Raw genomic sequence first — 21,941 nt, forward strand, 5'->3', positions numbered from 1 at the left:
ACTGTCTCCTTGCTGTTTTAATCTTGAGGCTGGGGGCAAACTGAAACGATTAAGCGATTGCGATACTTGCCTCCCATTCGTCAAGCAGCGCTGCAAGGGCATCGCTGTTGGCTGCCACACCATACACATAGTTATCCGGGCGGACGATAGCGACGCTACACTGGTGCCGCGCAAACCATTTGGTCAGCACGCCATCGCATTCGTCATCCGGGGCGACGCGTACCACGGTAGCTGCGACGGCCGCGCGCTGCGCCAGCGCCTGCGGCAACTCGGCAGCAGTCACCACGCGCCAGCCACACCCCGCCACCGCGTCCATCAGCGGCGAACCTTCACGGCGCAGGCGCGGTTGCGGGAACAGCGTGCCAACGCCGCTCTGCGGTGCTTTCTGCAAGCCGTCGCCACCGCCGGCCAGCAGGCCATGCTGCAGCGGTGGGATGATGTCCTGACGCGCCTGGGTGCGGATCTCACCGCCGGCGGCGGCAATCAACGCGGCGTCTCGTTCACGGGCGCGCTGTGGATCGCGCTCGCAAATCACTTTGCCGATTTCCTTGATGCGACTGGTCAGCGCGCGTACATGGTCGCCGCGTTCGACGCCATAGCTGTCCAGCAGCGCTTCGGCATTGCGGTTACCCTTCAGCGCGGCGCGCAGCTTCCACACCAGATTGGCGACGTCGCGCACGCCCTGGCACATGCCCTGGCCGAGGAACGGCGGCTGCTGGTGTGCCGCGTCGCCGGCGATGAACACGCGGCCGTTGCGCCACTCGCGCGCCACCAGCGCGTGAAAGCGATAGCTGGCCTGGCGCCACAGTTTGGCGTCGTCCGGCGTGACCCAGCGCTGCAGCACGCTCCAGGCGCCCTCCTCGCTGGCCATGTACTGCGGATCCTCCCCCGGCAGCAGCGAGATCTCCCAGCGGCGGTGCATGCCGGGACCGATCACATAGGTGCAGGGACGCTCAGGCTCGCAGTACTGCACGCTGGTCTTCGGCAGCTTGGCCAGGCCACGCTCATTGATCAGCACATCGACCACCAGCCACGGTTCGTCGAACTCCAGATCCTCCAGCGAAATGCCGGCGGCATCGCGCACCGTGCTCGATGCACCGTCGCAGCCGATCACATAGCTGGCGTGCACCGTACGGCCATTGCCCTCGTCATCGATCAGCGCCAGTGTGGCGCGGTCATCGTCCTGCTGCAGCGCGGTCATGCGCTGGCCCAGCGCCACCGTCACCGACGGCAGTTCGGCCACGTGATTGCGCAGCACGCGCTCCACTTCCGGCTGTGTGAACACCATCGACGGCGAGTGGCCCAGCGGGTACGGCGGCTCCACCGTGGCCAGACGCTTGATCAGCTTACCGTCGGCGCCGTAATACTCGGACGGCGTGAACGGCTCGCAGTAACGGCTGATTTCCTGATCCAGGCCCAGTTGCTGGAACACGCGCATGATCTCGTGATCGAGCGCGATGGCGCGTGGCCGCTCGTACACCGTGCGGCTGCGGTCCACCACCAGCGTGCGCACGCCGGCCTGGCCCAGCAAGGCCGCCGCCACCGCGCCGGACGGGCCGAAGCCGACGATGACAACGTCGTATTGGTCGTGCAGCGCGTTCATCTCAAGCTTCCTGTTCGATGGTATTCACCAGAAGGCCGACACGTTCGATTTCGATTTCGATCTTGTCGCCGTGCTTCATCCACACCGGCGGGGTGCGCGACTGGCCGACACCGGCCGGGGTGCCCATGACGATCACGTCGCCCGGCTCCAGCGTCACGCACTCGCTCAGCAGCGAGATGGTTTCAGCCACGTTCCAGATCATGTCCTTGGTGTCGGCGTTCTGCATCACTTCACCGTTCAGGCGCGCCTGAATACGCAGACCTTCGGCGCCGGCCGGCAGTTCGTCGGCGGTGACCAGTTGCGGACCAAAGCCGCCGGTGCGGTCGAAGTTTTTACCAATGGTCCATTGCGGCGTGCGTTTCTGGTAATCGCGGACCGACATGTCGTTGAAGCAGGTGTAGCCGTAGACGTGTTGCAGCGCGTCTTCCTGTTTGACGTGACGCGCGCGGGTGCCGATCACCACCGCCAGTTCGGCTTCGTAATCGAAACGGTCCGACACGCGTGGCAGCAGCGCCGCTTCGCCGTGCGCCAGCAGCGAGGTGTCGCAACGCAGGAAGAACCATGGATAGACCGGCTTTTCACGGCCGCTTTCAGCGGCGTGGTCGTAGTAGTTCAGGCCCAGGCAGATGGTTTTACCCGGCGATGGGATCAGCGGCGCCAGTTTCAGCGCGGCCAGCGGCTGGCGATCGGCGGCGCCGGCTTTCTCTACTGCCTTGCGGGCGGCGGCGGTCAGGTCGATGCCGGCCACCAGCGCGGCGCGCATATCGGCCGGTACTTCCGGCAGCACTTTGTTGATGTCGATGACGCTGTCTTGATCGAGCACGCCGAGACGGGTGGTTTCGCCGGAGCGGAAGGTAATGAGTTTCAAGGTCGTACTCCTTTATTGATTGGTGAAACGGATTTTTTTCTGTGCCTGCTTGATGCGGTCGGACGGTGGCTGCGACACGCCCCACTGGTCGACGCGGCCCGGTGGCCAGGTCCAGTCTTCCGGCTTGCCGACGCGGTAGCTGTCGTCCACCTGCAGCACGTCGGCGGTGTATTCGATGACGAAATCGTCCGGGCCGACGAAGTAGCAGAACACGTTGTTGCCTGGACCGTGGCGGCCCACGCCCCATTCGATTGGATAGCCGGCGTCGCGCATGCGGCCACCGCCGCGCATCACCGAATCCAGATCCGGCATGACGAAGGCGATGTGATTCAGCGTGTTGGAATCGGCATCCGCCAGCGCGATGCTGTGATGGTCGCTACCGCAACGCATGAAGGCCATGATGCGGGTACGGTCGGACAGCTTGAAGCCCAGCGCCTTTTCATAGAACGCCTGCGCCAGCGCCACGTCCGCGCTGTTGAACACCACGTGGGTGATGCGCGACGGCGCGTCCTTGGCTTCCTGCGTCGCATGCACGGCGGGGGCGTGCACAAAACGCAGATGGCGCCCTTGCGGGTCTTGCACGTCCAGCGCGGTGCCGCCATCCGGTTCGGTGTTGGCATGCACGTCGTTGATCACGTGTCCGCCGTTGGCGCGCACGCCGTCGGCAATGTGGGCCAGATCGTCCACGCTGTTGACGACGAAATCGACACGGCGTACGTCCGGCTGATCGCTGTGGCGCAGTACCAGAATGTGGTGATCGGCGCCGCTACCGCGCAGATAGACGGTATCGTCGGTGCGCGCGACCGGCGTCAGGCGCCAGGTCGAGACGTAAAATTCTTCTGCCGCAGCCAGATCGGTGACACCGATGGCGATGCTGCGCAGCTTACCGGCAAGGGATGCAGGCATGGTCAGTCCTTCAATTGCAAAGTGGATGGGAGGCCGAGGAAGCGCTCGGCGTTATGCGTAATCAGTTGCGCGCGCAGCAGCGCGTCGGCCACGGCGTCATTGATCGCCGCCAGCGGTTTACGTTCGTGGAAGGCGAACGGATAGTCGGTGCCTATCATCAGCTGCGATGCGCCAAAGCGCGCCAGCAGATGCTGCAGGGTCGGCGTGTCGAACACCAGCGCGTCGTAATACAGGCGGCGCGCTTGCTCCGACGGGCTGGAAGTAATCGCCTCCTGCAGTGCCGGAAATACGCGGTGCGCTTGCTCCAACCGTGGCAGCAGCGCGGCCAGCGTGCCGCCGCCATGGCTGAAGGCGATACGCAGTTTGGGGAAGCGTTCGATCAGATTGGTGGTCAGCACCGAAGCGGCGGCCAGGCCGACATCGGTCGGATAGCCAAGCGCCTGCTGCAACGGCGCCGGGCCGACCAGGCGTTCCTTGCCGGCCGGGCGCAGCGCGTGCACGAACACGGCGGCGCCCTTGGCTTCGCAGGCTGCGAAGAATGGCGCGAACGATGGATCGCCAGGCGGCTTGCCATTGATATTGCTGCCGATTTCCACGCCGGCGAAACCCAGCTTGTCGATCACGTAGTCCAGTTCCGCCAGCGCCAGGTCCATGTCCTGCAGCGGCACCGCGCCCAGCGCGCACAGGCGGCCGTTGGACTCAGCCACCATCAGCGCCAGCTGCTCGTTGATGTAGCGGATCAGCTGCTGGGCGGCGGCCGGCGCCATCCAATAGGACAGCAGTTCCGGCATCGGCGAAATCACCTGCAGCGACACGCCCATGGTGTCCATGTCCTCGATGCGACGAGTGGTGCTCCAGCAGCGCTCATTCACCGTGCGATATACCTTGCCCGAAATGAGCACGTGGCGATGGCACGCATGCGCCGGCGCGGTCGACGGCCAGTCGGACGGCGCCGCGCTGCCCAGGTAGGCCGGGAAATGTTCCGGCACCACGTGGGCGTGGATGTCGATACCGCAGGAGCAGGACGCGTGCATCATTCTTAGTCCGCCTTCAGGCCGGCGGCGACGATGCCTTGGATGCAGATCGCTTCGTCCTCATCGCCGGTGCCGCCGCTGGCGCCAACCGCGCCGATGATCTGGCCTTCTGCGTTCTTGACCAGCACAGCGCCCACCTGCGGGATGAATTTGCCGTTGCCGGTGGTGGCCAGCGCGCCGAAGAAGCTTGGATTGTCGGCGGCGCGCTTCATCAGATTGCGGCTGTTGACGCCCATGGCCACCGCGGCCCAGGCTTTGCCCGCCGCGATATCGGCGCGGAACATGCTGGCGCCGTCTTCGCGCTGCATGGCGATCATATGGCCGCCGGCGTCCAGCACCACCACCGACATTGGACGGTAGCCCTGCGCGTGGGAGTGTTCCAGCGCGGCTTTGAGAATGTTGTTGCTGATGGCGAGAGTCAGTTCGTTCATAGTCTAATCAATTGAGTGAATTAAGCGATACCTGCCTGCTGGCGGCGGCCGACATAGGCGAAGGCGCAGGTGGCACCAACGCCTACCAGCACCGCCAGCACAGCCAGTCCCTCAAAGCCGGCGCGCATGGCGACACTGCCAGCCAGCGCGGGGCCGATGGCGGAACCGGTCATCATCATGGCCGGCGTGGCGGCGACCGCGCGGCCGCTCGGGTCCAGCCGCGAAATCAGGCCAAACAGGAAGGTGTGAGTAAAGATCATCACGGCGGCAAACACGCTGGCGGCCACCGCATACGGGGCAAACACCGGCGAACTGGCGATGATGACGGCCAGCGTGGCCTGCAGCAGTGGCGCCATCAGCGCCACGCGGGTAGCGGACAGCCGCTGTTGCAGCAGGCCCGCCAGCACAGCCGGCAGCAGATTGACGAAACCGCACACCAGCAGCACCTGGTTGACGCGATCCTGGCCGAAGCCGCGCATCACGCCGATCCGGTCCAGCATACTGAAAATGATGGCCTGGTTCAGCGCCATCAAAGTGACGCCCGCCACCGCCAGCCAGGCGGCGCGTGGCAGTGGCGTGCGGCTGTGTTCATGTTCGACCTCGCCGCCGCGCTGCGGGAAGGCGATGCAGGCGATGGCGGTGACGCCCATCAGGCCAGCGAAAAAGATAAACAGCACCTTGCCGCCATGCGCGACAATCGCTGGTGGCACCGCACCATAAAACACCACCGCGCCCAAGCCCAGCGCGGTGCCGACGATAGCGAACAGGCGGTGAGGATTGGCGCTGCGGCCGATGGTGCCGTGCACCATCGACAGTCCGGTACCGAGCGACAGGCCGGCCAGCGCATGCAGCGGCAGCAGCGCGCCGAAACTATCTACTTGGGTGGCGGCGGCAAACGCCAGCGCGGCGCCACCGTAGCCGCCGACGGCGCACAAGCGGTGCGGCAGGCGGTTGAAGCGCGGTGCGGCGATCAGGCTGGCCACCACGGCGCCCAGCAGGAAGGCGGTGACAATCATGCCCGCGTGTTCGAGATCGAAACCATAGTGTTGCGCCAGCGCGCCCACCCAGACCGGCAAGGCCACCAGGTCGATCATACCGGCGAAATGGGCGAGCATCAGCACTGCACGCCCGCGCCGGCTGTCGCCGAAGCTGCGAGAAAGGTTCATGTGGTGTCTCCGTATTTTTGTATGGGGAGGAAGATAGCAGTCCATACTCGCAATCTCATAAGCCTGTGTTTCAATACGAGCTATCGCGGTTTGTGATTCCTGTGCGCGATAGCAGGTATCACGAAATTAGGCTTTGGACGCTTACGGCGGGTAGCTAGACTTTGCTTCCATTCGATCACACAAGAATGGAGACACCATGAGCGGCATCATTTTCAATAACGTGCGCATCTTTGACGGCGCGCACATGCTCAACACCGACGGCAAGGGCTCGGTACGCGTGGAAGGCCAGCGCATCACCCAGGTCAGCGCCACTGAGGCTATCGCGCCACAATCCGGTGACCGCGTCATCGACGGCGCCGGCGCCACGCTGATGCCCGGCCTGATCGAGGCCCACGCCCACCTGTCCTGGCCCAGCTCCGTGGAGCGCTTCGTGCCCGGCATGGCTTTGCCACCGGAAGACCTGGTACTGACCACCGCCCGCAACGCCCGCATTCTGCTGGACCACGGCTTCACCGGCGCCTATTCGGCCGGCTCGCTGAGCAAAACGGTGGAAACCACCCTCAAGACCTTCATCGACAGTAACGGCATGCCAGGCCCACGCCTGATCGCCTCCTCCATCGAGCGTTCGCCACCTAGCGCGGATGAGCTGAGCCCTGGCGAAGTGGAAGAACACGGCACAGGCCCGGAAGCGGTGCGCAACTTCGTACGCGGCTGCGCGGCACTGGGCGCCAAATCGGTCAAGTTCCTGCTGTCCGGTGAAGATGCGCTGATGCCTGGTGCATCGCAGCAGCTGCTGTATTCGCAGGAAGAAGCCAACGCCGCCGGCGAACAGGCGCGCGAATCCAACGTCTGGCTGGCGGCCCACGCTCAGGCCAACGACGCCGTGAAGATGGCGCTGAACGCCGGCTTCCGCGTGTTGTACCACTGTACCTACGCCGACAGCGAAGCGCTGGACCTGCTGGAAGCGAAGCGCGACGAGATCTTCGTCGCGCCGGCGATCGGCATCATCCAGGCCACGCTGGACGCCAACCCGCCACCGCACTTCGACATGAGCCACATGAAGCGCAGCGCCGCCGAAGTGCTGGAACTGCAGTGCAAGCTGATGCCGGAACTGAAGCGTCGCGGCGTGCGCGTGCTGCCGGGCGGTGACTACGGCTTCCCGTTCAATCCTAACGGCCGCAATGCACGCGATCTGGAACTGTTTGTGCGCCTGTTCGGTTACACGCCGGTGGAAGCGCTGCACGCCGCTACCCTGCTGGGCGGTCAGCTGATGGGCATGGGCGAGGAACTCGGCCAGATCAAGGCCGGCTACCTGGCCGACCTGCTGCTGGTGGACGGCGCGCCGGACCAGGACGTGACCGTGCTGCAGGACCGCAAACGCCTGCGCGCCATCATGAAGGACGGCGCCTTCCACAAAGATCCGCTGATCGCGCGCTAAGCCAAGGAACACGCATGAGCCACCCTCTCGAAAGTGTGATCCGCGCGGCCGGCACCGCCATCGATCCGCCGGCGGCGCGCGCCCTTTATGCGCCGCTGTGGGAAAACTCGCCAACTGGCGGCAGCGTCGAACGCAACCTGTCCTATGGCGAGCATGCGCGCCATGTGCTGGACGTGTATCGTCCGCTGGGCGAGGCGCCGGAAGGCGGCCACCCAGTGCTGATCTTCCTGCACGGCGGTGGTTTTATCCGTGGCGACAAGGCCGATCGTGAAAACTTCGGCCGCTACTTCTCGCGCCACGGCGTGCTGACCATCGTGCCGAACTACCGTCTCGGCCCTGAGAGCCACTGGCCGGCCGGCGCCGAAGACGCCGCCGCCGTGTTTGCGTGGGCACGCGAGCATGTGGCGCGACGCGGCGGCAACCCGCAGCGCATCATTCTCGCCGGCGAATCGGCCGGTGCCGCGCACGTGGCGGCGGCCTCGCTGATCCAGCGCTTCCACCCTGCCGGCGGCTTCAATCCGGCTGGCGTGGCGCTGATCTCCGGCGTCTACAACGCCGGGCTGGAACTGCGCGCGCGCCGCCAGTTCGGCGTCGCCACGCCGGACCCGCGCAATGAAGCCTACTTCGGCGCCGATCTGGCCCTGCATGCAGGGATGTCAACGGTGGACCTGGTCGACGCGGCGCCGATGCGCTTATTAATCAGCTATGCCGAACTGGACCCGCCGCAGATGCAGGTGCAGGCCGGCGAACTGTTCGCGCGGCTGGTGACGCAGCACGGCTACGATCCCGAGATCAACGTGGTACCCGGCCACAACCACCTGTCACAAGTCTACGCGGTGAATACCGGAGACGAAAGCCTGTCCGCCACATTGCTCAAATTCGTGCGCGATCAGAATTCGTGATACGTGCTATCTGCACGTAGTACTTTACGGCTGATGTAACACACTGTTATGGTGTAGCCCATAAAAAATGCAGTACAAACGGAGACAAAAATGCATGATTCCTCTATCGGGCAGGCGCCAGGCGCCGCCTCGGGCGAGCGCGTGTCGCGCCGCCGCACCCTGAAAACCATCGCCGCGCTGGCCGGCGGCACGCTGCTGCCATCGCTGTCCTTCGCCGCCGACAAAGGCTACCGCTTCCCGCAGGGCTTCCTGTGGGGCGCCGCCACCGCCGGCCACCAGGTCGAAGGCGACAACTTCGCCAGCGACGCCTGGCTGCTGGAGAACGTCAAGCCAACCATCTTCGCCGAGCCTTCGGGCGCAGGCGTCGATCACTACCGCCTGTACGCGGAAGATATCGCCATGCTGGCGTCGCTGGGCCTGAACAGCTTCCGCTTCTCGATCGAGTGGGCGCGCATTGAGCCGGAAGAAGGCATGTTCTCGGTGGCCGGTATCGAGCACTATCGCGATGTGCTGAAGGCGTGCCAGAAGTACAAGGTTAAAGCGGTGGTGTCGTTCAACCACTTCATCACGCCGCGCTGGTTCGCCGGCCGTGGTGGCTGGGAAGTGGAAGGCGCGGCCCAGCTGTTCGCGCGTTACTGCACCAAGGTGGCCCAGGAACTGGGTTCGCTGATGACGGTGGCCACCACCTTCAACGAGCCAAACCTGCCACGCCTGCTGTTCGGTATTCCAGGTCCACTGTCCGGCATGACCGGCATCCCGCCGGAAAAGGCCATGCTGGCCGCCGCCGGCGAACGTGCCGGCACCGGCAAGTTCTCGTCGTGGATCTTCGGTGACTTCAACAAGATCGAAGCCGGCCTGCTGGAAGGCCACCGCCTCGGCTACCAGGCCATCAAGGCGGCCTGTCCCAAACTGCCGGTCGGCCTGTCGCTGGCCATCGCCGACGACCAGGCGGTGGGCGATCCCGCCATGCGCGACCGCAAGCGCGCCATCGCGTATGAGCCGTGGTTTAAGGCGCTGTCCGAGAATGGTGATTTCGTCGGTGTGCAGACTTACACCCGCGCACTGGTATCGCCGGAAGGTGAGCAACCGCCACCAGCCGGCGCGCGCCTGACCACCAACGGCATGGAGTTCTGGCCGGAAGCGCTGGGCGCCACCATCCGTTATACCGCCAGCCGCACCAAGCTGCCGATCTACGTCACCGAAAACGGCGTCTCCGTCACCGATGACAAGCAGCGCGAGGAATACATCCAGCGCGCGCTCAAGAGCGTGGCGGACTGCATGCGCGACGGCATCGACGTGCGCGGCTACCTGCACTGGTCCCTGCTCGACAACTTCGAGTGGATCTTCGGTTACAAGCCTACCTTCGGGCTGGTGGCGGTGGATCGCACCACGATGCGCCGCACCATCAAGCCGAGTGCGCGTCTGCTGGGCGCCATCGCCCGCAAGAACGGCATCTGATGCGGCCGGAATTGCCTGCTTGCGCGCCGGCGCGGGCATCGCTTACCATGTATCCGTCGCTTCATGGAGGGTAAGGCATGCGATTCAACCGCCTCGATCTGAACCTGCTGCTGGCGCTCGACGCCCTGCTCAAGGAACAGAACATCACCCGAGCCGCTGCGCGCGTCAACGTCAGCCAGTCCGCGATGAGCGGGATGCTGGCGCGCCTGCGCGAGTTCTTCGAGGACGAGCTGCTGGCCGCCGTCGGCCGCAATATGGAGCCGACGGTGCTGGGCCGCCAGCTGGAAGCGCCGGTGCGCGACCTGATTCTGCACATCCAGGCCACGGTCGGCATGCGCGTCAGCTTCGACCCGGCCAAGGAAACCCGTACCGTCAAGATCATGGTGTCCGACTACGCGACCGAGGTATTCCTCAATCGCGTGGTGGCGCGCGTGCTGCGCGACGCGCCCAACATGACGCTGGACCTGGTGCCGCTGTCGGACGACGCCAGCGAGCAGCTGCGCCGCGGCGAGAACGACTTCCTCATCATCCCGCGCCACTTCCTGGCCGAGGAACACCCGCAACGGCTGCTGTTCGAGGACAGCTACTGCGCCGTCATCTGGGAGGGCAACACCCAGGTCGGCGACACGCTGGACGCCGAGACCTATGCCCGCCTGCCGCATGTGGCGCCGTTGTTGGGCCGTCCACGCTCGCCCACCTTTGAAGAGCTGATGCTGCAGAGCCAGGGCGTACAGCGGCGCGTCAAGGTCACCACCTCCGACTTCGTCAGCATGGCCTCGGTGCTGATCGGCACCGACCTGGTGGCCACCATGCACACCCGGCTGGCGCAAGCCTGCGCGCGCCGCCTGCCGGTGCGCCTGATGCCCCTGCCCCACACCCTGCCGCTGATGGCCGAATGCGTGCAATGGCACCGCTTCCAGGAAAACGACCCATGCCACATCTGGCTGCGCGGCGTGATGCTGGAAGTGGCCAAATCGCTGCCGCCGCACGAGGAGCTCAGCCTCCGGGCGCGGTGATAGCAGGTATCGCCAAAATCAGCTTCGCCATGGCGGGCTGCGGGGCTATGCTGTTGAGATGGGGCTATCAATCGGAAGGAATGCCATGCCCGGCATCGTTTTTCATAACGTGAGTATTTTTGACGGCAGCGGATCGCTGCCGGGCATCAGCGCGGTGCGCGTTGAAGGCAACAGCATCGTCGAACTGAGTGCGGATCCGTCAGCGCTGGGCGGCGTGGCGGACCGCCACATCGACGGCGGCGGCCGCACGCTGATGCCGGGACTGGTGGAGGCACACGCCCACCTGACCTGGCCAAGCTCGGTGGAGCGCTATGTCCCCACCCTTAAGCTGCCGCTGGAAGACATGATACTGAGCACCGCGCGCAACGCGCGCATCCTGCTCGATCACGGCTACACCAGCGCCTATTCGGCCGGCGCGCTCAGTAAAACCATCGAAGTCACGCTGAACAGCTTTATCCAGAGCGGCGGCATGCCCGGTCCGCGCCTGATCCCCTCCTCCATCGAACGCGAACCGCCGACCAGCAGCAACCTGGGTATCTTCGACGGCGGCGTGGTCGACCCGCATGGCACCGGACCGGAAGCGGTGCGCGCCTTCGTGCGCGAATGTGCGACCTTGGGCGCCAAGTCGGTCAAATTCATTTTGTCGGGCGAGGACGCGCTCAAGCCGGGCAGCTCGCAGGATTTGCTGTACACCCAGGAAGAAGCCACCGCGGCCGGCGATCAGGCGCGCATCTCCGGCGTCTGGCTGGCGGCGCACGCCCAGGCTGCGGCGGCGGTGAAGATGGCGCTGCGGGCCCGTTTCCGCGTGCTGTATCACTGCACCTGGGCCGACGTCGAAGCGCTGGACATGATGGAAGACCGGCGCGATGAGATCTTCGTCGCCCCGGTGGTCGGCATCGTCCAGGCCACGCTGGATGCCGAGCAGCCGCACAATATCGACATGAGCGACATGAAGCAGAGCGCGGCGCAAGTGCTGGCACGCCAGCGCGAGCTGATACCGGAACTGCGCCGGCGCGGTGTGCGCCTGCTGCCGGGCGGTGACTACGGCTTCCCCTTCAACCCGACCGGGCGCAATGCGCGCGATCTGGAACTGTTTGTGCGCCACTTCGACTACACGCCGCGCGAAGCGCTGGAAGCGGCCACGCGGCTGGGCGGTGAACTGATGGGCATGGAGCATCTGCTGGGCCGCATCAAGCCTGGCTACCTGGCCGACCTGCTGCTGGTGGATGGCGATCCGCTGCAGGACATCACCATCCTGCAGGATCGCAAGCGCCTGCACGCCATCATGAAAGATGGCCGCTTCCACAAAGAGCCGGTCGCCCTGTAACGGCTACGGCTACGGCCACGGATACGGCGCCACCGGCTGCCCGGCCGCCTGATAACGGGCCGCCAGCCGCTGACGCAATCCAACCAGATCGGCAACCGGTTCGGCCTGTCGCTGCCGCACTTCTTCCTCGGTAAATGCGGGCAGACTCGCCGGCTCGGTGCCCCAGCGCTGGGCCAGCAGGTTCAACACCGTGGCGATCTCCCCCGGCTTCAAGCCCGAACTGGCAACGCCCGGCACATGCAACAGATAACGCCGCCCCTCGGGATCACGATAAAACGCATCGAGAAAACCCGGGAACGGCGGAATGCCACTTTGCGGCGCCCCGCTGCCATCCGCGCCATGACACCCCGAACAGCGCAGCAGGTAATTCGCCGCCGGCCCGGCCGCCACCGCATCGACTCCGACGCCAGCCACGAGGGCCAGCGCCAGCAGCCAGCGCGCGGTCGCCTGCACGCTCATGGCTTCTTCCCGTTGCGCCACTGGCGCAATTCGCTGCGCGGCAGCGGCTGCGCGCGCGCATCCTCGATCTCCGCCTGGCTGGGATAAAGCTTGCCGCCATTGAGCGTACCCAGTACATAGCCGGAAATCAGCGCCAGGTCGGCCGCCGAAATCTGGCTCTGCGGCGGCATCACCAGCGCGCTGTAGGTGACGCCGGCGGAGGTGATGGTGCCGCTTAGCCCACCGGTCATCACCTGCGCCAGATAACGCGGCGCCTGTGGCCCGAGCGTCGACCACAGCTCCGGATTGGCCAGCGGTGGCGCCAGCCCTGGAATGCCGGTGCCATCGGCACCATGACAGGCGGCGCAGGTTTGCTGGAACAGCGCCGCTCCATCCGGCGCCGCGCTGGCCGGCAGCGGCCCGGCGCAGCAGCCCAGCAGCGCCAGCGTGTAAATCAGGCTGCGCTTATTCATCGGCCAACCCCACTGCCACAGTCACCGTGCAATGGTAGCCCTTGTTGGTATTGGCCACGCACCAGTTGATGTCGTTGTGCAGGCCCATACGATAGCCAGGACGCTCGCGCTCACTGTTCAGGCAAGACAGCGCGTTCGGCAGCATCGCCTTGCCGCAGCAGTCGTTATACGAGATCAGATAGTTCTTGCCATCCTCGGGATTGCGGCAGGTGCCGACCCAAGCCACCTTGGACGCTTCCGATCCCGGTGGACAGGATGTCATGGTGCCGCCGGAAGTGCTGCACAGCGCACCATCCAAAGCGCAGTAGCGCCAGTAAGTGCACTGGGTGGGGACGATGCCGGTGGCCGGTTCGGCCGCCTGCGCCAGGCCGGTGCCGCGATAGAACGGCAACGCCGGCAAGAAAGCGCTGCCCGCCAGCAGCGCGCCGGTTTTGGCCAGCATGTGGCGACGCCCCATCTGGCGCGCGGCTTTGCGCGCCGATTGCTCGGTAACGCGGTCCAGCGATTTCAACATCATTTCAAACAGATGAAACATGGAGGTCTCCAAATCTTAGGAATGAGCGGACTGGTATTGCGCGTATGCCTGGATTGAGGCATGGCCGGTTTCCACCGCGTTGAACAGGCTTTCCAGCTGCTCGCGATTGTTGACCAGCCCCTTGGCGCGCACCACGCCGTCGGCATCCAGCAGCACCGCAAACGGCAACCGTGCCACGCGGTAGGTCACGCCCAGCTGCTCCGACAGCACATACGGGAACGCCTGCAATTGCTGCTGCTCGATGAACTGGCGGTGTGGCGCCGCGCTGCCGTCGCTGGCCAGTTGCACGCGCAGCCAGGCGCGCTCGCTGCTGTCGATGTCCTTTAACACCGGAATCAGTTGCTTGCACACCGGGCAGCTGGGCGACAGAAAGAACAGCAGCGTGCTGCCGCTGCCGGCCGCGCCGACCTGGATGCTGCCGCCGGTCAGGCTGTCCAGACGGAAGGACGGTGCCAGCTCACCGATCTTCGGCCCGCTGTCATTGACCATGGCACCGACCGGCGCGATACGTTCAAACAGCACGCCGATCTGGCGCGCCAGCGCCACCAGCACCACCATCATCACCAGTAGTACCAGCGCAAAAAAGCCGAGAATAAAATACACGGTGGTCATGAAGAAGTCCTTTCATTCTTGAGCGATGCGGTCGTGCCGGCGCGGTGCAGGATGCTCAGCGCGATCGACGCCAGTTGAAAAATCAGCCAGGCCATCACGCCCGCCGCGAGTGCCACCGCAGCCTGCGCCTGGTCAAGCAACTGCGTCGGCACCGCCGCGCACATGCCCGCGCCCAGCGCCAGGCACAGATTGCGCAGTGCCAGCGGCGCCGACACGGCATGAGCCGGCCCGCCGCAGCCGCAGTCGATATGCGTGCGTCCGCGCCGCACGTTCCAGCCGATGGCGACGCCATACAGCAGCAGCAACGCGGCGGCCGAATACAGGCCGACGGCCCGCAGCGGCGCCCACACCAGCAACGCCACTGTCACCGTTTCGACAAGGATCAGCAAAGCGCTGACGATGCCCACCGTGGCCGTCGGCAGAATGCGGTACGCGGCCACAAAGCCGGTGAAGCGCGCAAAGCCGGAAGCTTTGTGCAGCAAGGCGAAGGCGAACAGCATCAGCAGAAAGCTGGACACGGCCAACGCCAGCATCGCCATCAAGGCCGGCATCACAACGCACCGCCCGCGCTGCCCAGCACCGTGAATTGGCCGGCATTCGATACCTTGTGGGTCGGCTTGAGCGCGAACTTCGCTTCAGGATCAACCTCGTAGCGGTACAGCAGGCCGGTCTCGTTCAACCCGAACAGCAGTGGCGACTCCTGGTCCAGCAGCACCAGCGACTTGACCGGTTCCACCACCGAGCGATACAGCACCTTCTGCCGCTTCAGGTCCACCGCCCACACTTCCTTGGCCGCGTCCTTGTGGCTGCCCTCGCGCGCATCGGGATGCATGGCGACGAACAGCACCTGATGCTGCGGGCTATACGCCATCAGCTGCACGCCGCCCGGCGCCCAGTTGCCGGCCACGCCGGTAGCCAACGCAAAGCGCGACTCCAGCACCGCCTTGCTGGCTGCATCGCTGACGCGCAGCACATTGCCGTTAAAGCTCAGGAACAGCCAGCTGCTGCCGGCGCGCAGCGCGGTTGGATACACCGGATCGGTATCCGTATCGAAGAACTTCGCGCTTCGCACCGGCGCCGAGTGCTGCCCGGCCGCCGTATACTCGTAGCTGGCCAGCGTGCCATCGCCGCACAGGGTGGAAAAGCGATGTCCGGACGGCGCGGCATACACACCGAAGCAGCCCGGCGTCGGCACTTCATCGATCACCTTGCCCGCCTTCAGATCCACCACGCTGACCGAAGTCGCCGGCGTGGCGTTCTGCACCAGGATGAACTGTTCGTCGTCGCTGAGCGCCAGCATATTCGCCTGTGCACCACCGTGGACTGACTTTTCGGATAAAGCGATCTCGCGCCGGACGGTCTGCGTGGCCAGGTCGAACTCCTCCAGCACCACCTCCTCCGGCCCCCACATGATGCGCTTGGCGTAGACTGACATGCCATACGCGGTGCGCTTGTCCTTGCTGACGGTGTACTGCGCCTCCAGCCCCATGCTGACCGAACCCTTGTTGGATAAATCGTCCGCCGACAACGTCGTCAGCCGGCTGGCGCCGGACCAGCCCTGGTCCAGCACCAGCAGATTCGGACCGGGCTTGATGCGCGCCTCCACCGTGACCGACTCCGGCTTGAATGCATCCGCCGCATCGGCCACACCCGCGATGGCGCACAGCGCCAACAGCGGTCCCCATACCTTGCCAACTACCATAAATAATCTCCCGAGGTGTTTCACTGAATCGAGCAAACTCCATGCCTAGAACTTGGTGGCCAGGCTGACGCCTATGCTGCGTGGCGTGAGTCGATAACCCTGCACAATCGACGCCACCTGCGGATGCTGGATGATGGTCTTGGTGTCAAACGCGTTCTTGACGAAAGCGGTGAACGTATAAGCCCCCATGGTCAGGCCGGTGCTGAAATCGTTGGTGTGATAGCCCGGACGTTCATAGTCGGTCTGGTCCGGATCGAGCGTGCCGCGACTGGAACCCACCCACTGCATGCCGCCCATGACAAATGCCGGCATATCCCATGCCGAGAAGTTGTAAGTAGCGTTCAACGCGGCGTTATAGTTGGGCACACCCTGGATGCGCGCACCGGCCACCGCCCCCACCACGCCATTGGCGATGCCGCTGTCGTCACTCAGCACCGCCTTGACGTAGCCGGCCGACAGACTTAGCGTCAGGCCCGGCATCGGCTTGGCCTTGATGTCGAATTCGAAGCCCTTGGTGGTGGCATTGCCGGCATTGGCGTTGTAGGTGTAGCCGCAGTTCGGCATATACACCGCTTGCTGGATGTTCTTCCACTTGACGTAAAACACGTCGGCATTCAGCGAGACGTGATTGTTAAGGAAGCGCGACTTGCTGCCCACTTCATAGCTCCACAAGCTATCCGGGGCATACGCGATCGGCGCGTCCGTCAGCCCCTGATCTTGCAGATCGCCGGCGCAGGTCACCGAGGGCACGTAGACATTGGCGCCGCCCAGGCGGAAGCCTTTGGACACACTGGTGTAAACAGTGTTGGCGGGATCGACTTCCCACGTCAGCGCATACTTGGGCGTGAAGGCATGGGCCGAAATATCCGCGCTGCTGTTGTCGCCCGGGCCGGCGCCGTAGTTGCTGTTGATCTGGGACAGCGTGGATTTCGCCTTCAGATAGCGCGCGCCGAACGTGGCGTGCACGGTGGGCGAGAAGTAGTAATTCAACTCGCCAAACACCGATCCCTGCTTCTCGCGATAATGGAAGATGCCCGCGTAGACGCTATCGTGCGGGAATTGGCCTGGCGCGGCGTCGGGCAGCAGCGTGGGGTCGGCGATATCGAAACCAAACGAGGCAAAGGTGGCGGTGATGCCAGGGATGGGATCATCCTCGGTGATATTGGTGTGCTGATTGGAGAAGTAAGTGCCGACCAACCAGGTCCACGGCGAGACCTTCTCGTCATACGGATGCGAGGCCACGCGGAACTCCTGCGCTACCTGGCGCACCTGATTATTCAGGTACACCACCGACGGCAGCGCCACCACCGCATCAATCAGCGCCTGCGGCGCTTTACCGCCATTTTCAATCGACGTCAGGTCGCTGGACATCGCATAGCTGCTGTACTCCGAGCCGTTTTGCTGGCGATCGAACTTGCGTTCGAAGTAGCTGGTGGTGGAGGTCAGATCGGCGCCACCCATGTCCCAGTTGATGGTGACGCTGGGCGTCAGCAGCTTGTCGATCGACGGCTCGCGCACCACCTTGCGCGCCTGGTACAACGGCATGTCGAGATTGAAGGCGTCGATATCCTTGGCATCGACACGCTGGAAATAGACCGATGGCGAAATCGTCAGCGTGCGCGTTGGCTTCCACTTCAACGCGGCGCGCAATTCCTGGTCGCTCATCTGATTGATATTACGGGCCAGCAGATTGCCGTCGTTGTCCACCTGGTTGATATAGCCGCCCGTGTGCTGCGCCTGCACGCCAATGCGCAGCGCCAGTTCATCGGGGATCAGCGGGAAATTGCCGATCACATTGCCCGAGTAGCTGGGGCTACCGCCCTTGGTATTCGAGGCTTCGGTGTAGGTGCTGAATTCACGTTCCTTCAGATCCGGTTCGACCGGCACGAACTTGATGGTGCCGCCCATGGAACTGGCGCCGTACAAGGTCGCCTGCGGACCGCGCAGCACTTCGACCCGATCGATATCGAAGAAGCGCGGCTCGATATTCCCCATCGTGTAAACGTTACCCACCGTGATCGGCGTCTCACCCAGATACATGCCCACCGTGGCCGCACCGGCGGTCGAGCTGATGCCGCGAATTTCGATATTCGACGTGCCCGGCCCCGCACCGCCGTTGCCGCTGGCGGCAGTGAAGGAGATGTTCGGCACCACCCGAGTGAGGTCGGTAATATCGTTGACGTGTTCTGCTTGCAGTTGCGCGCCGGTGACGGCGGTAATGCTCATCGCCACCTTGGCGGGATCCTCTTTGCGCTTTTGCGCGGTGACCTTCACCACTTCAATTTCATCGGACTGCTGCTGTGCCCAAGATGGGGCACTGAAAGCCGCCAGTGCAGCGCTGGCGACCAATTTACGTCGAACATCCATATAACTTCTCTCCTTGGTGCCCCAAAAGGAGACGTTCGGGGCTAGTTGATTAAGTTAACCATGCTGCAAGGAGATGCTCTGCAATAAGCTTGCCAGAAAAATAAAGTTAGGTCGGATATAAGTAGTTGAATAAATTAGTGAATTACGATGGGCGGGAAGTGGCGTTGCCAGAATGAGAGGGGGATTGCGGTTTCCGGTGTATGGCCAAGTGCGGTACAGGCGCGTTGGTAGCAGCGCTCCATCAGCGCCGGATGCGCCGCTGGCTCCCCTGCTTCGATTTCATTACAGCGCGCGGCCCAACGCGCGACATCGGCTTCAGTGAAGTCGCGCTGCCCGGCTAACTCGATATCGCGCTCCAGCAAAGCCCACTCCGAATTCCGCTTTGCGCTGTCGCGAGCCTTGGCGCCAAAGCCGAACACCAGCGACGCCGCTGTGCTGGTTGTAATGGCTGCGGCACACCACTGCACCAGCTCGGCATCCGCGATTTTTGAAAAGGCCAGCGATCCGCCCAAGATGGCAATCACCTTGATGACCCCTTCGCGCGTCTCAAAGATCCGCTGCCGCTCCTGATAGTAAATGCGATTCATCAACGCACGCAGCTGAATGGCTGAGCGACGACTCCAAAGATATCCAAGTTCGTCATCTGACATAGCTAGCTCTTCGGAGGTGGAGGCGGCCTTAATCAAGCCGGTACAGACACGTTTAGACCTTGCGAATGCAGATTGAATTCCGAGTCCCTTACGATCAGCGTAGTTGAGCTAGGTCATCAGGCATTTCACCTCTTCAGATACGCTCACCGAACTTTGAATAATTAGGAAGCTTTGCATTCTCTTCAGCCATGAATGATCCTTTGATTCCTTCCCCGATTTCATAAATTTGCTTGCGCATCCACTTGCCACTGTAATCAATTTTGGATACATTATTAGGATATGGGATGAAGCAGAGTGAGTTTGTGAAATGGCTAAAGCAGTTTGGCGCGACTTTCGAGGATGGCGCCAAACATGTGAAAGTCAAACTGAACGGCAAAACAAGCTTCTTGCCGCGACATCCTGCGAAGGAACTGAGAACCGGACTGGTCGAGGCAGTAAAAAAGCAACTTAATCTGAAGTGAGCCCATCGACGCAGCCATAGATACCGAAGGAGAAAAGCTTGAAATATCCAGCAACCTTTACTCCCGAGGACGGCGGGTTCGTTGTCACCTTTCGCGACATCCCGGAGGCAATCACCCAAGGCGACGATGAACAAGAGGCTTTTGAGATGGCCAAGGATGTCTTGCTCGCCGCAATGGAGGTCTACTTCGAGGAAAAGCGCAAGGTTCCCACACCGTCGGCCACGCGCCCCAAGGAACGCCCAATTCCACTGCCAGCGAGTGTCGTTGCCAAGATCTTGCTGTTGAATGAAATGCTCGATCAACAGGTGATCCCGTCCGAGCTGGCGCGCCGCATGGATACGACTCGACAGGAAGTTAATCGCCTGATCGATCTCAAGCACACTACCCGTATCGATCGCATCGAGGACGCCATGTCAGCGCTGGGCAAACAGCTTGAGCTCTCCGTGGCCTAAACTTCCCACCGTCGAAAATGACCACCTAGGTCGTCAATGGTAGTTTCTGGAATTTTTTTCACTACCGTCCCCACGATATACTGCTTTAATATCGATACCAATAAGGCATGGTGAGTAGCAGATGGAATTATCGACTGAGGTGGCTATTGGCAGCCTGATTGCTTCAGTGCTGTCGATGCTGGTTGCCGGCACAACCGCTTGGCTAACGCTATGGCAGCGTGGCACGGTAAAAGTAGTGCGTCCGAGCGTCTCACCCGTAAAGGCGACTACAAAAACAAAGGCCAATCTGATGATTGGCCTAAGTCTTTGATTTGATTGTGTTGGTCGGGGCGAGAGGATTCGAACCTCCGCCCCCGTGCACTCCATGGGATCAATGATGCATTTCAGCAAGTTTCACACGATGCCATACTGAGTTTTTTTCCATTTAAAATCATCGACTTGTGAAATAATTTGTTCCAGCGGGTTCCAGACGATACACTGCGAGTTCACGAACTTGTAGGGGTAATTGTAGGGGTAAATTTTCATTACCTCCGACCCTGTATAAAAAAGAATGCCAAAACTAACACAGCGGGGACTAGAAGCAATCACTCCGGCTCAAGCCGGGGTCGGTGGTACGGGAAGATGGGAATCTCTTCGGGCGGGTGCGCACGAAGGGCGAAAGTACCGTCGCGATTTCATTCTACTACCGCTTCCGATTCAACGGAAAGCTCAAGGATTTTTCTTGTAGCACCTGGCCGGCCGACAGCCTCGTATCGATAAGGTCGGCGCGCGATGCTGCGCGCGACAAGGCGGCGGCGGTGATAAACCCGGCGGTGGAGAAAAAGCTGGCTCGCCACGAGATGCAGCAGGAGGCGGCGCAAAAGCTCGCCGAGATCGAGGCGAAGCGCGCGCAAGACCTGACCGTGAGTGATATGTTCGAAGAGTGGGTCCGCGACGGCGTCCGCCGCAAGGATGGCAACGCCATGCTGCTCCGGATGTTCAAGGCCGACGTGCTGCCGGTAGTCGGCGCCATCGCCGTCAAGGACTTGACCGAGCATGATCTGCGCGCGGCGCTGCGTAAGATGGTCGATCGTGGTGTGAACCGGTCGGCCGTGATGACCTATGCCAACCTGGTGCAGATGTTCGCCTGGGCCCACAAGCGGCAGCCGTGGCGCAAGCTGATGATTGAGGGCGACCCGATGGAGCTGATCGAGATCGACAAGATCCCCCCCGACTACGACATGGACAACTATCGCGACCGCGTGCTGGCGCCGGACGAGATCCGCGAGCTGCGCGACCTGATGGTGAAGATGCAGGAGGAGTACGACGCGGCGCCGAACAAGCGCGTGGCGCCGCAGCCGCTGGAACAAGCCACGCAGCGCGGCATCTGGATCATGCTGTCGACGCTGTGCCGGGTCGGCGAAATGTCCATGGCCAGGTGGGAGCACGTCGACCTAGACGCCGGCGAGTGGTTCATCCCGAAGGCCAACTTGAAAGACAACGTGGCCAACCTGACGGTCTACCTCTCACCTTTTTCGCTGGAGCAGTTCAAAGCACTGCGTGCCGCCACAGGTCACACCGAGTGGTGCTTCCCGAATCGCGGTGCCGCCGGCCACCTCGACGTCAAGTCGATCAGCAAGCAGCTGGGCGACCGCCAGGTGATGTTCAAGAAAGCAAAGGATGGCGGCGCGCGCGTCCTGAAGGGGCGCCGCAACGACAATACGCTGGTGCTTGCCGGCGGCGCCAACGGCACTTGGACGCCTCACGACCTGCGCCGCACCGGCGCGACAATGATGCAGCAGCTGGGTATATCGCTCGATATTATCGACCGCTGCCAAAATCATGTCCTACAGGGCAGCAAGGTCCGGCGGCACTACATACACCACGACTACGCTGAGGAAAAACGGTCCGCTTGGACGGCGCTAGGAAAGCGCCTATCTGAGATCGCCATGAAGTGGATTAAGCTGGATCGGTACTTAGAAATTTCAGGCGATACGATGGATGCTGTGCAGGCGAGGCGAAAAAAACGGCAAATGGTTCGATGGACAAGAATGCAAGTTTGTCGATGGTCACCTGTGGGTCAACCAGCAAGCGGTGGAACGATGGATTGAAGCCTGGTAAGG

General features: G+C 62.9%; 22 protein-coding genes. 8 read left to right on the forward strand and 14 right to left on the reverse strand.

Translation table 11 applies throughout. The features are described from left to right. Window positions 1-49: 49 nt before the first annotated feature. Genes GJ699_RS04410 through GJ699_RS04435 form a run of 6 tightly spaced genes read right to left on the reverse strand, consistent with a single transcriptional unit; the run spans window position 50 to window position 6,008 of the window. On the reverse strand, window positions 50-1,603 hold the full coding sequence (locus GJ699_RS04410) for a bifunctional 3-(3-hydroxy-phenyl)propionate/3-hydroxycinnamic acid hydroxylase (RefSeq protein ID WP_154373488.1): 1,554 nt from the start codon (window positions 1,601-1,603) through the stop codon (window positions 50-52). 1 nt (window position 1,604) lies between these two features. Then, window positions 1,605-2,471: a fumarylacetoacetate hydrolase family protein gene (locus GJ699_RS04415; protein ID WP_154373490.1), complete on the reverse strand. Its 867-nt coding sequence runs from the start codon at window positions 2,469-2,471 to the stop codon at window positions 1,605-1,607. 12 nt (window positions 2,472-2,483) lie between these two features. Further along, a complete protein-coding gene (locus tag GJ699_RS04420) occupies window positions 2,484-3,377 on the reverse strand; it encodes a VOC family protein (RefSeq protein ID WP_154373492.1) in 894 nt (297 codons plus the stop codon). Window positions 3,378-3,379: 2 nt separating this feature from the next. Next, window positions 3,380-4,414 (reverse strand): amidohydrolase family protein, encoded by a 1,035-nt coding sequence (locus GJ699_RS04425; RefSeq protein ID WP_308495501.1) that lies wholly within the window; start codon window positions 4,412-4,414, stop codon window positions 3,380-3,382. Between the two features lie 2 nt (window positions 4,415-4,416). Further along, window positions 4,417-4,842 carry a GlcG/HbpS family heme-binding protein gene (locus GJ699_RS04430; RefSeq protein WP_154373494.1) on the reverse strand — a complete coding sequence of 142 codons (426 nt, stop codon included), beginning with the start codon at window positions 4,840-4,842 and terminating at the stop codon, window positions 4,417-4,419. 20 nt (window positions 4,843-4,862) lie between these two features. Then, window positions 4,863-6,008 (reverse strand): MFS transporter, encoded by a 1,146-nt coding sequence (locus GJ699_RS04435; protein WP_154373496.1) that lies wholly within the window; start codon window positions 6,006-6,008, stop codon window positions 4,863-4,865. A 196-nt stretch (window positions 6,009-6,204) separates the two neighbouring features. Between GJ699_RS04435 and GJ699_RS04440 the strand changes: the two genes are divergently transcribed. The 5 genes from GJ699_RS04440 (at window position 6,205) to GJ699_RS04460 (ending at window position 12,149) form a co-directional block, all read left to right on the forward strand. Next, window positions 6,205-7,446, forward strand: coding sequence for an amidohydrolase family protein (locus GJ699_RS04440; RefSeq protein ID WP_154373498.1), 1,242 nt, complete (start codon window positions 6,205-6,207; stop codon window positions 7,444-7,446). A gap of 14 nt (window positions 7,447-7,460) precedes the next feature. After that, a complete protein-coding gene (locus GJ699_RS04445; protein ID WP_154373500.1) occupies window positions 7,461-8,348 on the forward strand; it encodes an alpha/beta hydrolase in 888 nt (295 codons plus the stop codon). 90 nt (window positions 8,349-8,438) lie between these two features. Next, the gene (locus tag GJ699_RS04450; protein ID WP_154373502.1) at window positions 8,439-9,806 is read left to right on the forward strand and encodes a glycoside hydrolase family 1 protein; all 1,368 of its coding nucleotides are present in this window, start codon (window positions 8,439-8,441) and stop codon (window positions 9,804-9,806) included. 77 nt (window positions 9,807-9,883) lie between these two features. Beyond that, a complete protein-coding gene (locus GJ699_RS04455) occupies window positions 9,884-10,822 on the forward strand; it encodes a LysR family transcriptional regulator (RefSeq protein ID WP_154373504.1) in 939 nt (312 codons plus the stop codon). 85 nt (window positions 10,823-10,907) lie between these two features. After that, window positions 10,908-12,149, forward strand: coding sequence for an amidohydrolase family protein (locus GJ699_RS04460; RefSeq protein ID WP_154373506.1), 1,242 nt, complete (start codon window positions 10,908-10,910; stop codon window positions 12,147-12,149). A 9-nt stretch (window positions 12,150-12,158) separates the two neighbouring features. On the opposite strand, the gene GJ699_RS04465 is transcribed toward GJ699_RS04460, so the two are convergent. From GJ699_RS04465 to GJ699_RS04500, 8 genes are all read right to left on the reverse strand, one after another. Then, window positions 12,159-12,563, reverse strand: a complete 405-nt coding sequence (locus GJ699_RS04465; protein WP_154373508.1) for a cytochrome c family protein — start codon at window positions 12,561-12,563, stop codon at window positions 12,159-12,161. Between the two features lie 41 nt (window positions 12,564-12,604). Next, a complete protein-coding gene (locus GJ699_RS04470) occupies window positions 12,605-13,060 on the reverse strand; it encodes a c-type cytochrome (RefSeq protein ID WP_154373510.1) in 456 nt (151 codons plus the stop codon). Beyond that, a complete protein-coding gene (locus GJ699_RS04475) occupies window positions 13,053-13,595 on the reverse strand; it encodes a methylamine dehydrogenase light chain (RefSeq protein WP_154373512.1) in 543 nt (180 codons plus the stop codon). The genes GJ699_RS04470 and GJ699_RS04475 overlap by 8 nt, the downstream gene beginning before the upstream one ends. A 15-nt stretch (window positions 13,596-13,610) precedes the next feature. After that, window positions 13,611-14,207, reverse strand: a complete 597-nt coding sequence (locus tag GJ699_RS04480) for a thioredoxin fold domain-containing protein (protein ID WP_154373514.1) — start codon at window positions 14,205-14,207, stop codon at window positions 13,611-13,613. Then, window positions 14,204-14,758: a MauE/DoxX family redox-associated membrane protein gene (locus tag GJ699_RS04485; RefSeq protein ID WP_154373516.1), complete on the reverse strand. Its 555-nt coding sequence runs from the start codon at window positions 14,756-14,758 to the stop codon at window positions 14,204-14,206. Before GJ699_RS04485 ends, GJ699_RS04480 begins: the two co-directional genes overlap by 4 nt. Continuing rightward, the gene (locus tag GJ699_RS04490; protein WP_154373518.1) at window positions 14,758-15,909 is read right to left on the reverse strand and encodes an amine dehydrogenase large subunit; all 1,152 of its coding nucleotides are present in this window, start codon (window positions 15,907-15,909) and stop codon (window positions 14,758-14,760) included. Before GJ699_RS04490 ends, GJ699_RS04485 begins: the two co-directional genes overlap by 1 nt. A gap of 45 nt (window positions 15,910-15,954) precedes the next feature. Beyond that, on the reverse strand, window positions 15,955-18,276 hold the full coding sequence (locus tag GJ699_RS04495) for a TonB-dependent receptor (protein ID WP_154373520.1): 2,322 nt from the start codon (window positions 18,274-18,276) through the stop codon (window positions 15,955-15,957). Window positions 18,277-18,410: 134 nt separating this feature from the next. Further along, window positions 18,411-18,926, reverse strand: a complete 516-nt coding sequence (locus tag GJ699_RS04500; protein ID WP_154373522.1) for a hypothetical protein — start codon at window positions 18,924-18,926, stop codon at window positions 18,411-18,413. Between the two features lie 284 nt (window positions 18,927-19,210). On the opposite strand from GJ699_RS04500, the gene GJ699_RS04505 reads away from it, so the two are divergent. From GJ699_RS04505 to GJ699_RS35260, 3 genes are all read left to right on the forward strand, one after another. After that, entirely contained in the window at window positions 19,211-19,387 is a 177-nt protein-coding gene (locus GJ699_RS04505) for a type II toxin-antitoxin system HicA family toxin (protein ID WP_154373524.1), read from the forward strand. A 38-nt stretch (window positions 19,388-19,425) separates the two neighbouring features. Then, entirely contained in the window at window positions 19,426-19,839 is a 414-nt protein-coding gene (locus tag GJ699_RS04510) for a type II toxin-antitoxin system HicB family antitoxin (protein WP_154373526.1), read from the forward strand. A 608-nt stretch (window positions 19,840-20,447) separates the two neighbouring features. Then, window positions 20,448-21,929, forward strand: coding sequence for a tyrosine-type recombinase/integrase (locus GJ699_RS35260; RefSeq protein WP_371867455.1), 1,482 nt, complete (start codon window positions 20,448-20,450; stop codon window positions 21,927-21,929). Window positions 21,930-21,941: the final 12 nt, after the last annotated feature.

This window comes from Duganella guangzhouensis (genome assembly GCF_009674535.1).
Lineage (GTDB): Bacteria > Pseudomonadota > Gammaproteobacteria > Burkholderiales > Burkholderiaceae_D > Rugamonas > Rugamonas guangzhouensis.